Below are 13,132 nucleotides of genomic sequence, written 5' to 3'. Positions count from 1 at the left end.
GTATCCAAAATAAGGTTTTATATGAGTGACTTGAAGCAAGTGTGGGCAATTGAAAATTTGCATCTCGCTTGGCAGCGGATTAGATCAAATCCAGATAGGGCTTATAAGGGATATTTTAGGGATGCATATACAGCCTATGCAATTGCTGGTGATGCGCAGCTCAACCACCTTCAAGATAGATTACGCCGAGGCATATATGGGCCAACTGATGCCTGCAAGATTTATTTTCCAAAGCCATCTGGCATTCTGAGACCATACTCATTGTTATGTGTAGAGGATCAAATTGTTTACCAAGCTATAGCAAATGTAATTGCAGAAAAATTGGCACCTCACGTTAAGTCAAAATACGAAAAAGAGGTTTTTGGTCACTTATATGCTGGATTAAAAAGTCCTTGGTTTTATAAGAAATGGTCGGAAGGTTATCGTGCTTTTAACAGCGCATCTGAATCAACATTCAATGCAGGTTATGTTTGGACTGCAAGTTTTGATTTAACTGCCTTCTATGACAGTATTGATCATCATGTATTGCGCCAAATGCTTTCGAGGATTGGCGTAACCAATGATTTGATAGATTTTTTAACGCAATGTCTCACTAAGTGGACTGCTACAGCTACGCAAATCTATCACAATCATGGAATACCTCAGGGGCCCTTAAGTTCTGGGTTGATCGCGGAGGTTGTTCTCAAACACTTTGATGAGAATCATCATATTAATTACAAGGTTACATACCTTAGATATGTTGATGACATTAGGCTATTTGCAAAACAAGAAAAACATTTACGCTATGCCTTGGTTAAGCTTGATAGATTGAGTAAGGATGTGGGGTTATTTCCACAGTCAAGCAAAATCGATATCCATCAAGTTGTCAATATTCAAGATGAGTTAAAGAGCATTAGCAATCCCTATGAAGCATTATTTTTAATGCCCTCCATAAATCAATCTGCCCTGAGGAAGGCAATCTCCGAGATTACGCCAGGCAAAAGGGGTTATACAGTTTTAAATCCAACGCGCTTTAAATTTCTAGTTGCATCAGCTACAGCCTCAAATCAATTAATGGATAGATTATGGAGAGTGTTTGAGCATGCCCCACATTACTATCCACAGATTGCTAGTCATCTTAGTAAATTTAAAGTTCTATCCAATAAACAGGCAGATAGACTATTACTGGAAATTGAGGCTCAGGAGCTCTATCCCGCCGTAAGAGCTGCACTGATTAACTCGGCTATAGGAAGGATTCCATCTTCTCATCTAGCTAGATTTAAGACGATTTTTAAAAAGTTATGGCAGCCAAAATTTCATCAGCCTGACCTATCAAATGCATTATGGAGCTGGCTTCAGGATCAATCTGGATTTACATTAGCCCAGCAAAAATATGGTCTAACTAAGGTGCAGCCAGACTGGCTTGCAGCATCAATGCATTACAGAACAAGATGGCTTGATATTGATGAGGTTAGTCGTACAAGCCTTATCAATACTTCACTCAGGTCCAAGAGTGCCGATGTGGCATTAGCAGCGGCTTGGATTGCGGCATTTTTGGAGATTTCAGTTAAGGGTTCCTCTATAGGGTTGAACCCTCAGGCGGTAATTTTATTGAAGGAATTGGGTGTTGTGAAACGTGCCGGCTCTTTTGTCTGCGGAATCCGAAAATCTATTTTTGAAATGACTTCTGCTGATATCCCAATTGATTGGAGATCTATATTTGGATCTAATTACAAAAAAGCTGAGGCTCAGATCGTTAGCTCAAAGGGCTATTTTCAGACAAGTGCTACGGCATGGGTAAATTCAATGGATGGTTTTAATGATTGGCTACTCGATTCTTTGTATAGGGCAGATCCATTTTTGGGCTCATATAAGATGGGGGAAGTTGGTAGTGTTATGAATAGTAAAAAAATGAGAATAAAGTATCCTGCACTTTATCGATATCTAAATGAAATTCATGATCGCAGATACTTGAGTCACTTATCACATGCTGTTGTTAGGGCGAACCAAAAGCCTACTCGGGCTATTAAGTTTGAGTGGTTAAAAACAGGATCTCGCCTTCTACGAAACGCCACGGCTGAACTTCATAGATCTGGTTACTAGTTGTGAATCAGGCCGCTTTTTTAGTCAACTCAATAATCTCAGCACCATTCTGCGCATGGGTTAGCTTCTCTCCCCACCACTTATATAGACCAACCCTTTTTGTAAATCGTTCGCCACGATCATAGGCGCGCACCACTTCATTCCCGTGCGCATGATCTAGCGCTAACTCAACAACATCTTGTTCAAAGCCATTATCTCTAGCAAGAGTAGAGAAGGCACTACGCCAACCGTGCGGCGCATGCTTTCCAGCCATATTAAGCGTTACTCGATAAGCTTTCTCTAGACTTTCACGACTAATAAATTGATTGCCAGTGGGTGATGGAAATACGTAACCCCTTCTTCCAAAGAGTTTCCCCCATTGCTTTAACTCTGTAGTTATCTCTGGTCCTAAAGGAATGCGGTGATCACCAATACGTGTGTGATCTTTCATCTTGGCTCGAGGTATTACCCAGATCGGGATATCTGCATCAAGATCAAATTCTTTCCACTCGGCTTGTACAACATTGCTGATGCGTGTTGCAGTAAAGGCAAGAAGACGATGAGCAGCTCTTACTGATGGAGAAAGGCGTGCTGCATCTGCAGCGCGTAAGAGGGCGCCTAAAGAATTCCAATCCAGTAATGCTGGCATACGTCCGTTGGTTTTCTTTCGAGGAAGAATTTCCTTCACTGGTGCAGCAGAATTACCCTCACACAAACCTTTAGCCTGGGCATAACGAAAGACACCATTGAGGTGCTGCAAAATTCTTGTGGCAGTCTCTAGAACATCTCGTTTGTTGATGGTCTCAATTGCCTTGGCAATAACGGATGGGGTGATGCTTTCAATAGGCAGTGCCCCAAGCGATTTATAAACATCTCGCTCAAAAGCCCTTTTAGATTTCGTGAAGTGGGTTGCACTCCATTCTTTCTCTTTCATGGAGAACCATTCTTCGGCTACAGCCTTGAAGGTGCTGTCACTCTGAGAGGCGGCATTGGCCCTATTAAGGCGTCTGGAGATTACTGGATCCTGACCTTTGGTAAGGCAGGCTTTGACCTCGTTTAGCTCTAGTCTTGCTTGGGCCAAACTGTTTTGCGGATACCCGCCTATGGAATAACTTTTTTCTTTGCCTTCGATGCGATATTTGATGCGCCAAATAGCAGTTTGGGTCTGGGTGATAAGTAAATAAAGGCCTCGACCATCTGCAAGCTTGCTGCCTGGGGCTGAGCGGTTGACGAAGCTCTTGATCCCTTTATCTGTAAGCTTTCCAGAAATACCCCCAACCATGTTTTTGACCCTGTTCGATTTTGCTCCGATACCCCCAATAATACCCCCAGCGTATTTGGATACAGCAGAATCTAGAAAGACCACAATGGGCGTACAGCCCTTTATCTACAAAGAAAAACGCCACCCTGGTGGGTGGCGTTGGACTGTTACGTACTACAAAATGGTGGAGTCGGCGGGAATCGAACCCGCGTCCGCAAATCCTCTACAACAAGTTCTACATACTTAGTCATATCATTTAATTTAGCTAGCTAGTCACAGACTGACATGTTCCACGCTGGCGATTCACTAGGTTTTCGAACCATTCCCCGTGACATGAAATGATCTTATCTCTTGTATATGACCCTGATCTAGCTTGCGCTAGCTGACCCAAGAGAGAATCAGTTCAGGGGCAACCGCAATTAAGCGGCTAGTGCGAAACGTTCGTCGTTTGCAGTTATTACATTCCCATTGATTTACGAGATAACGGGTCCTCGGTATGCCCTTGATGCTTTGTAATCCACGTCGAAACCATGTCGACCCCGGAGTTCATGCATTGGAAATCTTATTTTAAGGCTCTTAGATTTAATTTGTTGAATATCTAAGGAAAGATAGATTAAGCCCTACCGGGAAAGATGATTTCGAGGAGCTCTAGCGGGTGATGCACTAGGTAATCGGCACCCCAGGCCTCTGGAGGCTCTTCGCAGCCACAGTAGCCATACGCAGCTGCGATGGTTTGCATGCCTGCTGCTTTGCCGGCCAAGATATCCCGAATGTCATCGCCAACATATACCGATTGGCTCGGATCGATGTTGGCTAGTCTGGCAGCGTGCAGAATCGGTTCTGGATGGGGTTTTGAATGGGGCGTAGTATCGCCAGAGACGGTAGAGGCCGCTCTTTGGCGTAACCCCATGAGCTCTGTCAGGGGATTGGTAAAGCGCTCGCTCTTATTGGTCACAATGCCCCACGGTAACTGCGCATTTTCCAACTGGGTTAAGAGGTGATCAACACCCTCGAAAAGCACACTGTTGACTAGTAATGCTTTTTCATAATTCAAAAAAAACTCATCGCGCAATGCAATGAAGTCTGGATGATCGGTGCCAATTCCAAATGCCCCACCAATGAGACCTCTAGCTCCAGCAGAGGCATGAGGCCGCAAGAGTTCATATTGCTTGGGTTTGAGATTGCGGGTAATTAAGAGCTGGTTTGCTGCTGCCACAAGGTCTGGAGCGGTATCTGCAAGCGTGCCGTCCAGGTCAAAAAAGACGCCTTTGTAAGGGCTTGCTAACCCGTTATTCATTTGCGCACAACAATCATGTAATTTACATCCACATCTTCACCCAATTTGTAGACTTGCGTTATTGGGTTGTATGTCATCCCCTTCATGCCGATCATTTCTAGCCCAGCGTGACGGGTAAATGCAACCAATTCGGATGGCTTGATAAATTTTGCGTATTCGTGAGTACCTTTGGGAAGGAGTCGCAAGATGTATTCCGCGCCAATAATCGCAAATAAGTAGGACTTGGGATTGCGATTTAAGGTGCTAAAAAAGAGGGTGCCACCAGGTTTACATAGCTTTGCACAGGCACGGACTACGGATGAGGGATCTGGTACATGCTCTAGCATCTCCATGCACGTCACAACATCATATTGCTCTGGCTCTTCCTCAGCTAGTGCTTCAGCTGAAATAGGGCGGTATGTGAGCTTAGCCCCCACTTCTAACGCGTGCAATTCGGCAACTTTAAGGGCCTTTTCGGATAAATCGATGCCGCAGGTATGAGCTCCTGATTGGGCAATAGATTCAGCCAAAATACCGCCACCACAACCCACATCCAAGACCTTCTTGCCCTTTAAATCAACATAGGACTTAATCCAGTCTAGGCGCAGGGGGTTAATCGCGTGTAAGGGCTTGAATTCACTATTGGGATCCCACCAGCGATGGGCTAGGGCGCTAAATTTAGCAATTTCAGACTGGTCGACGTTCATGGATGTTTAGGCGCAAGAAGCGCTCTGAGATAGGTAAGACACGAATATAGCGGAAATAAAAAAGCCCGGCAGAACCGGGCTTTTTTACAAGTAAAAAGAATTACTTAACTGCAGCTGTACCAACAACTTCGATATCGGTACGGCGGTTTTTGGAGCGACCTTCTGCAGTTGCATTAGATGCAACTGGATTGCTCTTACCTTTAGATTCTGTGTAAATGCGGCTACCGTCAACACCTTTGCTTACCAAGTAAGCTTTAACGGACTGAGCACGACGCTGGCCAAGAGCCATGTTGTAAGCATCAGTACCAACGCTATCAGTGTTACCAACAGCAATAATTACTTCTAATTTGATCTTGCTTAAATCTTTAGCAATTTTGTCCAAAGTAGCTTGACCTTCTGGCTTCAATGTTGCTTTGTCGAAGTCATAAAGTGTGTCAGCTTGCAAAGTAATCTTGCTCTGGGTTACAGCAGGTTTTTTAGCAGCAGCAGCTTTTGGTGCTAACCAGCCATCGCAGTCCTTAGCGGCTGTTGCAGGTGTCCAGCTGCTGTCACGCCAGCACAATGTGCCGTCGCCGTTTTTCCAAGTAATGCCAGTTGAGTTGACCCAGTTGTCAACGTTTTGGGCAGAAGTAGCAGTAGCAGCAACAGTAATTACGCCAGCAAGTACCAGTTTCAGGGTTTTGTTCATTTTTAGTCCTCAAAAATCTTTTTTAATTAAAGTCAAACTTAAATGTAATTCGCCCTACTTTGAAGCAAAAAACTGCAAAGCGACACATCTCAATTTCGTACAAACTGTCAGAATCTTAGCATAGGGGCTATCAGTCATCAAAATGATATTATTTCTAAATGGAACAAGCCGCTAAAGAAACACTACCAATATCCCTAGAAGACGAAATGCGACGGTCCTATTTGGACTACGCAATGAGCGTCATTGTCGGCAGAGCCCTGCCAGACGTACGTGACGGCCTCAAACCGGTTCATCGCCGGGTCTTATTTGCGATGTATGAATTAAACAACGATTGGAACCGCGCTTACAAAAAATCTGCCCGTATAGTTGGCGATGTAATCGGTAAATACCATCCACATGGCGATTCTGCGGTGTATGACACCATTGTTCGTATGGCCCAGGATTTCTCCTTGCGCTATATGTTGGTTGACGGCCAGGGTAACTTTGGCTCCGTAGACGGCGATAACGCTGCTGCAATGCGGTACACCGAGATCCGTCTTCGCAAAATCGCCCATGAATTATTGGCCGATTTGGACAAGGAAACCGTGGATTTCGGGCCGAACTACGACGGTAGTGAGAAAGAACCCCTGATTCTTCCTGCAAAAGTGCCTAATTTGCTGATTAACGGCAGCTCAGGCATCGCTGTGGGTATGGCGACCAATATTCCTCCTCATAATTTAGATGAGGTGATTACAGCTTGTTTGCATGTCCTGCACAACCCAGAATGCACGATCGATGAGCTCATCGAGATTATTCCTGCGCCAGATTTCCCGACCGCCGGCATTATTTATGGTGTTCAGGGTGTGCGTGAAGGCTATCGCACTGGCCGTGGCCGAGTTGTGATGCGTGCTAAAACTCATTTTGAGGACTTAGATAAGGGTTCTCGCCAGGCCATCATCGTTGATGAGTTGCCATACCAAGTAAATAAAAAGAATTTGCTTGAGCGTATTGCTGAGTTGGTGAATGAGAAAAAAGTCGAAGGCATCTCCGATCTGCGCGATGAGTCTGATAAATCGGGCATGCGCGTTGTGATTGAGTTAAAGCGAGGCGAAGTGCCTGAGGTTGTATTAAACAACCTCTACAAGAGCACTCAGCTGCAAGATAACTTCGGCATGAACATGGTGGCTTTGGTGGATAACCAACCACGTCTGCTGAACTTGAAGCAGATGTTGGAGTACTTCTTACAGCATCGTCGTGAGGTAGTTACCCGTCGCACGATTTTTGAATTGCGCAAAGCCCGTGAGCGTGGCCATGTGTTGGAAGGCCTGGCTGTTGCATTGGCCAACATTGATGAATTCATTGCCATCATTAAAGCGGCTGCAAACCCAGTCATTGCAAAGCAAGAATTAATGAGCAAGCCATGGGACTCCTCTATGGTTCGCGAGATGCTCGCGCGTGCTGAGACGGATACTCCAGGCGGTCGCAATGCTTATCGCCCTGAAGGTTTACTGCCTGAGTACGGTATGCAAACTACCGGCCTGTATCGCTTGTCTGATAGCCAAGCACAAGAAATTTTGCAGATGCGTTTACAACGCTTGACTGGCCTTGAGCAAGACAAGATTGTGAATGAGTACAAGGTTGTGATGGCAGAGATTTCTGACCTGCTCGATTTACTTGCTAAGCCAGAGCGCGTCACGCAAGTGATTGAATCTGAGTTGAAGGAAGTTCAAGCAGAGTTTGGTATTGCTGGTGGTGATAGTGGGCGTCGTTCATTTATTGAAATGAATGCAACTGAACTATTCACAGAAGATTTAATTACACCGCAAGATATGGTGGTCACACTATCGAATACGGGTTACATGAAGAGCCAGCCTCTGAGTGAATACCGTGCGCAAAAACGTGGCGGTCGTGGCAAGCAAGCTGCAGCTACCAAGAATGAAGACTGGATTGAAACACTCTTCGTTGCGAATACGCATGACATCATCTTGTGCTTCTCCGATCGTGGGCGTATGTACTGGCTCAAAGTATGGGAAGTGCCGCAAGGAAGTCGGAATTCACGCGGTAAGCCTATCGTCAATATGTTCCCATTGATTGAGGGCGAAAAGATCACGGTGATTCTCCCGATCAAGGGATATCAAGATGATCAGTATGTCTTTATGGCTACAAGCCTGGGTACAGTGAAGAAGACACGTTTGTCTGACTTCTCTAATCCACGTAAGGCCGGAATTATTGCGGTTGACTTGAATGAGAATGACTTCTTAGTTGGCGCTGCGATTACTGATGGTCAACATGATGTGATGTTGTTCTCTGATGCTGGTAAAGCAGTGCGCTTTGATGAGAATGATGTTCGACCAATGGGTCGTACAGCACGCGGTGTACGTGGCATGAACTTAGGTGAAGGCCATCAAGTCATTGCGATGTTGGTTGCTCCAGCTGAAGCAGCTGAAGGTGCTGAGGCAGTAGTGGTGGATGCGAATGGCCTTGCTATTCCAAGTAGCGTACTGACTGCAACTGAAAATGGTTTTGGTAAGCGCACTCCAATTAGTGAATACACCCGTCATGGTCGCGGTACAAAAGGCATGATTGCGATTCAGACAACCGAGAGAAACGGCAAAGTTGTTGCCGCTTCACTAGTGTCTCCGGAAGATCAAATTATGTTGATCACTACTGGCGGTATCTTAGTTCGGACACGTGTTTCAGAAATTCGTGAGATGGGGCGGGCTACCCAAGGTGTCACTTTGATCAGTATTGATGAAGGCACTCGATTGTCTGGCTTACAGCGTATCGCTGAAGGTGATTCTGATGACGAGAGTGATTTGGATGATGGCGAAGAGGGTGATGTTGTTGCAGACCCAGTAGTTGACTCCAATTCTGATGAAGCTGGTGATGCCTAATTGGCATTCATACAAGGTTAATTAACTCATCATGACGTTTGACCGCCGCATTTTTAATTTCGCTGCGGGGCCCGCTACTTTGCCTGAAGAGGTGCTGAAGCAGGCTGCCGAAGAAATGCTCAATTGGCGCGGACTTGGTGCTAGTGTGATGGAAATTAGTCACCGCAGCAAAGAGTTCATGGAGGTGTATGAAGAAGTCATTCAAGACCTTCGCGCCTTGATGAATGTTCCAGATACCTACGAGATCTTGCTGTTGCAAGGCGGCGGCCTTGGACAGAATGCGGCCATTCCAATGAATCTGATGCCTTTGGCCAAAAATGGGCCAAAGGCAGACTACATCGTCACCGGTGTTTGGTCAGAAAAATCATTTAAAGAGGCGCAGAAGTACGGCACAGCAAATTTAGTTGCTTCATCTGCTGCAGAAAAATTCAATACGATTCCTGCAAGAAATACTTGGAAGCTATCGAATGACGCTGCCTATGTTCTCTACTGTGCCAATGAGACGATTGGTGGAGTTGAGTTTCCAGATGTGCCAGATGTTGGCAATATCCCCTTGGTTGCAGATATCTCCAGCAACATTCTCTCTAAAGAGATGAATGTAAATCAATGTGCCGTTTGGTTTGGCGGTGCGCAAAAAAACATTGGACCTTCTGGTGTCACGATTGTGATCGTTCGTAAAGATTTAATTGGGCATAGCATGGGCATTACCCCAACGATTTGGGATTGGTCTGTGCAGGGGAGCACCCAATCAATGATTAATACACCACCAACCTTTTCGATCTACATGGCGGGACTTGGATTTAAATGGTTGTTAAAGCAGGGCGGAGTTAAGGCGATAGAGAAACGCAATCAAGAAAAAGCCGATTTGCTCTACGATTTCCTAGATCAAAGCAGTCTGTATGAAAATCGCGTCACTAAAGAATATCGTTCGCGTATGAATGCAACCTTTTTCCTAAAAGACGAGAATCTGAATGCAGCGTTTTTGGCGCAATCGAATGCTGCTGGCTTAGCGGCATTGCGTGGCCATAAAGCTGCGGGCGGTATGCGTGCGAGCATGTACAACGCCATGCCGCTTGAGGGCGTTCAAGCTTTGGTGGAATTTATGCGTGATTTTGAAAGGCGTGCCTAATGAGCTCCAAAGATCAAGGTAATGAAGAGCAACGTCTAGCGCCAATACGCGACAAGATTGACGCTCTAGATGCCAAAATTTTAGATTTGCTGACTCAGCGGGCAAAAGCTGCACAAGAGGTTGGTCATATTAAAGGTGATTTTTCATCACCAGTCTTTAGGCCGGAGCGTGAGCGTCAAGTGATTGCACGTCTGCAAGGACTTAGCAAAGGTCCGTTGTTGTCAGATGGCATTGCGGCAATTTGGCGCGAAGTCATGTCAGCTTGTAGGGCGCTTGAAGCTCGCCAGACGATTGCTTATCTTGGACCAGTAGGAACATTTTCAGAGCAAGCTGCGCAAATTTATTTTGGTCACTCGATAGCAGGCCTGCCTTGTAATAGTCTTGATGAAGTATTTAAGGCAGTAGAGAAAGGTGCGGCGCAATTTGGTGTCGTGCCCGTAGAAAATTCAAGTGAGGGTGCCATCTCCCGTACCCTAGACCTGCTTCTAGATTCTCCAATGCGTATTAGTGGCGAAGTAGTACTACCGATTCGTCACCATCTTTTAACCAAGAGTGGCAAGCTTGATGGTGTGACTACAGTTTGTGCTCATGCCCAGGCTTTGGCGCAATGCCAGCAATGGTTGAGCGTACATGCTCCGCAATTGAAGCGTCAAGCAGTGAGCAGTAATGCTGAAGCCGCTCGTATGGCATCCCTGGATCCAACGCTGGCAGCGATTGCAGGCGACCCTGCTCAGGAGGCTTATAGCCTTCAAGCAGTTGCGGCACAGGTACAAGACGATCCTCATAACCGTACACGTTTTGTAGTGGTTGGCGCTTATGAGTGTCAGCCCACTGGCGCAGATCAAACTTCCCTAGTGTTGTCGGTAGATAACCAACCAGGCGCAGTACATCGACTACTGGAGCCCTTGGCTAAGCATGGCGTTTCAATGAATCGCTTTGAGTCTCGCCCTGCACGTAAGGGTGCTTGGGAATACCACTTCTTTATCGATGTTGCCGGCCATGCCGAAGATGCAAAAGTAGCTAAGGCATTGACAGAGTTAAAAGCTGCAGCTGCCTTTTATAAAAATCTTGGTTCATACCCTCATTCAGCATGACATCTAAATCCAATATCGGTTTAAAGCATATTCATGCCATAGCACCCTATGTCGGTGGTCGACCTATTAGTGAGGTGGCCCGGGAATATGGCCTAGATGAAAGCAAGATTGTGAAGCTAGCTTCTAATGAAAATCCATTAGGTATGCCAAAGTCAGCTCAAGATGCGATGCTCAAAGCAGCTTCGGATTTAGGCCGCTATCCCGACTCCAATGGTTTTGAGTTGAAGCACGTTTTAGCGTCACGTTTAGGGGTTCCAGCAGATTGGATCACCTTGGGTAATGGCAGTAACGATATTTTAGAGTTGGCTGCCCGTGCAGTAGCCCAAGCTGGCGACGAAGTCATCTTTTCTAAACATGCGTTTGCTGTTTATCCGTTAGCTACTCAGGCTGTTGGTGCTAAGGCGGTTGAAGTGGCCGCCACCAAAATGTATGGTCATGATTTGCCATCCATGCTGCAGGCTGTTAGGGCTTCTGGCGATAAGGCAAAGCTTGTCTTTGTTGCTAACCCGAATAATCCTACTGGTAGTTACTTGACAGCAAAAGAGATAGAGGAATTTTTGATTGCAGTGCCATCGCATGTGGTGGTGGTATTGGACGAGGCCTATAACGAATATCTCGCCCCAGATCAACGTTATGACGCGATTGCTTGGGTGAAGCGTTTTCCCAATATGATTTTGTCCCGCAGCTTTTCTAAAGCATATGGTTTGGCGGGTCTGCGGATCGGGTATGGTGTGGCTCAACCCGCCTTGACGGATTTGCTCAATCGCATTCGCCAACCATTTAACGTCAATAGTCTTGCACAAGCTGCAGCCATTGCCGCCTTTCAAGATTCTGCTTTTTTGCAGCAAGGTTTTGAATTAAACCGTACTGGACTTACTCAGCTAACTCAGGCTTTTGATGAGCTCGGACTGACTTATCTTCCTTCTGCTGGCAACTTTGTGCTGGTGAAAGTGGGTGAAGATGATGGTGCTGGTGCTCGTATCAACCTGGAGCTTCTCAAGCGCGGCATTATCGTTCGCCCAGTTGGTAATTACGGTTTGCCACAATGGTTGCGTATCTCGATTGGCTTGCCCGAAGAGAATGCCGCCTTCATCAGCGCCCTCAAAGATATTTTGGCGCAGCAGTAATTCATTGGTCGATAGAAAAATTCAATATACCAATGGCCATCATGAATCCATCTAGTAATTACGGCACCGTCACTATTGTTGGTGTCGGTCTGATTGGCGCTTCCTTAGGTCTGGCACTAAAAAAAGCAGGCGTAGTGAATACAGTATTGGGCGTTGGCCGTAGCCCTGAAAATCTAGATCAAGCACTGAGAATGGGTGCGATCGATGCTGTAGTCGATTTGGTTGAGGCGACTAAGCAGTCCGATGTGATAGTTCTTTGTATTCCGGTTGCCCAGATGCGAGCTGCCTTTGAGCTAATTGAGCCCAATCTCGAGCCCCGCACTATTTTGACTGATGCTGGTAGCACTAAAGGCGATGTTATTTTGGCAGCCAAGGAAGTCTTGGGTAAGAAAGCTTGTCAGTTTGTACCTGCCCATCCGATTGCTGGCGGCGCACAACACGGCGCTAGCGCTGCTAAAGCGGATCTCTTCCAGGGTAAGCAAACGATTCTTTGCCCTTTGCAGGAAAACTCTCCACAAGATACTGATTTAATCGAGGGATTTTGGCAATCTACTGGTGCCGTTGTAAAAAAGATCTCCAATGTGCAACACGATGCAATCTACGCAGCAGTCTCTCATTTGCCGCATATTCTGTCTTATGCCTTAATGGCTAGCGTAGTCAACTCGGAAGATGCAGATCAGAAATTGAGTCATGTGGGCGCAGGATTTAAAGATTTCACGCGTATCGCTGCTTCCAGTCCAGAGATGTGGCGCGATATTTGTCTGGGCAATCGCACTGCAGTTTTAAAAGAACTCGATCAATATTTGCTGATCGTGAACCATATGCGCAAACTCATTGCTGAAAATGATGGCACTGGTCTGGAGAAGTTATTCAATAAGGCGAGTAAAGCACGTCAAGACTTGGACGTAATCTGATG

The 13,132-nt window shown here is 46.0% G+C and carries 10 protein-coding genes and 1 other RNA gene; 6 read left to right on the top strand and 5 right to left on the bottom strand.

What is annotated here, in order from left to right; translation table 11 throughout:
* Window positions 1-21: 21 nt before the first annotated feature.
* Window positions 22-2,082 (top strand): RNA-directed DNA polymerase, encoded by a 2,061-nt coding sequence (locus DN92_RS08300; RefSeq protein ID WP_173960789.1) that lies wholly within the window; start codon window positions 22-24, stop codon window positions 2,080-2,082.
* Window positions 2,083-2,089: 7 nt separating this feature from the next.
* On the opposite strand, the gene DN92_RS08295 is transcribed toward DN92_RS08300, so the two are convergent.
* The 5 genes from DN92_RS08295 to ompA all read right to left on the bottom strand — a co-directional run bounded on the left by DN92_RS08295 (window position 2,090) and on the right by ompA (window position 5,993).
* Window positions 2,090-3,343 (bottom strand): tyrosine-type recombinase/integrase, encoded by a 1,254-nt coding sequence (locus DN92_RS08295; RefSeq protein WP_173960788.1) that lies wholly within the window; start codon window positions 3,341-3,343, stop codon window positions 2,090-2,092.
* Window positions 3,344-3,504: 161 nt separating this feature from the next.
* Window positions 3,505-3,863: a transfer-messenger RNA gene (ssrA, locus tag DN92_RS08290) on the bottom strand.
* Between the two features lie 72 nt (window positions 3,864-3,935).
* On the bottom strand, window positions 3,936-4,619 hold the full coding sequence (locus DN92_RS08285) for an HAD family hydrolase (RefSeq protein WP_173960787.1): 684 nt from the start codon (window positions 4,617-4,619) through the stop codon (window positions 3,936-3,938).
* Window positions 4,616-5,305, bottom strand: coding sequence for a bifunctional 2-polyprenyl-6-hydroxyphenol methylase/3-demethylubiquinol 3-O-methyltransferase UbiG (gene ubiG, locus DN92_RS08280; protein ID WP_173960786.1), 690 nt, complete (start codon window positions 5,303-5,305; stop codon window positions 4,616-4,618). Before ubiG ends, DN92_RS08285 begins: the two co-directional genes overlap by 4 nt.
* A gap of 100 nt (window positions 5,306-5,405) precedes the next feature.
* Window positions 5,406-5,993, bottom strand: a complete 588-nt coding sequence (gene ompA / locus DN92_RS08275; RefSeq protein WP_173960785.1) for an outer membrane protein OmpA — start codon at window positions 5,991-5,993, stop codon at window positions 5,406-5,408.
* Window positions 5,994-6,151: 158 nt separating this feature from the next.
* Here ompA and gyrA point away from each other — a divergent pair, with 158 nt between their 5' ends.
* From gyrA to DN92_RS08250, 5 genes are read left to right on the top strand one after another with little or no spacing between them, the layout of a single operon-like run.
* Window positions 6,152-8,866 (top strand): DNA gyrase subunit A, encoded by a 2,715-nt coding sequence (gyrA, locus tag DN92_RS08270; protein ID WP_173960784.1) that lies wholly within the window; start codon window positions 6,152-6,154, stop codon window positions 8,864-8,866.
* 31 nt (window positions 8,867-8,897) lie between these two features.
* Entirely contained in the window at window positions 8,898-9,995 is a 1,098-nt protein-coding gene (gene serC, locus DN92_RS08265) for a 3-phosphoserine/phosphohydroxythreonine transaminase (RefSeq protein ID WP_173960783.1), read from the top strand.
* Window positions 9,995-11,089 carry a prephenate dehydratase gene (gene pheA, locus DN92_RS08260; protein WP_173960782.1) on the top strand — a complete coding sequence of 365 codons (1,095 nt, stop codon included), beginning with the start codon at window positions 9,995-9,997 and terminating at the stop codon, window positions 11,087-11,089. The genes serC and pheA overlap by 1 nt, the downstream gene beginning before the upstream one ends.
* The gene (hisC, locus tag DN92_RS08255; protein WP_173960781.1) at window positions 11,086-12,216 is read left to right on the top strand and encodes a histidinol-phosphate transaminase; all 1,131 of its coding nucleotides are present in this window, start codon (window positions 11,086-11,088) and stop codon (window positions 12,214-12,216) included. The genes pheA and hisC overlap by 4 nt, the downstream gene beginning before the upstream one ends.
* A 32-nt stretch (window positions 12,217-12,248) precedes the next feature.
* The gene (locus tag DN92_RS08250; protein WP_173961310.1) at window positions 12,249-13,130 is read left to right on the top strand and encodes a prephenate dehydrogenase; all 882 of its coding nucleotides are present in this window, start codon (window positions 12,249-12,251) and stop codon (window positions 13,128-13,130) included.
* Window positions 13,131-13,132 lie beyond the last annotated feature (2 nt).

Origin of the sequence: Polynucleobacter arcticus (genome assembly GCF_013307205.1) — a bacterium.
Taxonomy (GTDB): Bacteria; Pseudomonadota; Gammaproteobacteria; order Burkholderiales; family Burkholderiaceae; genus Polynucleobacter; species Polynucleobacter arcticus.
The sequence above is the reverse complement of the archived record's forward strand: the minus strand, read 5'-3'. Positions and strand labels throughout refer to the sequence as shown.

Excerpts from the sequence above, each read along its gene's own strand:
- DN92_RS08295 (WP_173960788.1), bottom strand. The coding sequence starts at position 3,343 with ATGGTTGGGGGTATTTCTGGAAAGCTTACAGATAAAGGGATCAAGAGC.
- gyrA (WP_173960784.1), top strand. The coding sequence starts at position 6,152 with ATGGAACAAGCCGCTAAAGAAACACTACCAATATCCCTAGAAGACGAA.
- DN92_RS08300 (WP_173960789.1), top strand. The coding sequence starts at position 22 with ATGAGTGACTTGAAGCAAGTGTGGGCAATTGAAAATTTGCATCTCGCT.
- serC (WP_173960783.1), top strand. The coding sequence starts at position 8,898 with ATGACGTTTGACCGCCGCATTTTTAATTTCGCTGCGGGGCCCGCTACT.
- pheA (WP_173960782.1), top strand. The coding sequence starts at position 9,995 with ATGAGCTCCAAAGATCAAGGTAATGAAGAGCAACGTCTAGCGCCAATA.
- DN92_RS08250 (WP_173961310.1), top strand. The coding sequence starts at position 12,249 with ATGGCCATCATGAATCCATCTAGTAATTACGGCACCGTCACTATTGTT.
- hisC (WP_173960781.1), top strand. The coding sequence starts at position 11,086 with ATGACATCTAAATCCAATATCGGTTTAAAGCATATTCATGCCATAGCA.
- ompA (WP_173960785.1), bottom strand. The coding sequence starts at position 5,993 with ATGAACAAAACCCTGAAACTGGTACTTGCTGGCGTAATTACTGTTGCT.
- DN92_RS08285 (WP_173960787.1), bottom strand. The coding sequence starts at position 4,619 with ATGAATAACGGGTTAGCAAGCCCTTACAAAGGCGTCTTTTTTGACCTG.
- ubiG (WP_173960786.1), bottom strand. The coding sequence starts at position 5,305 with ATGAACGTCGACCAGTCTGAAATTGCTAAATTTAGCGCCCTAGCCCAT.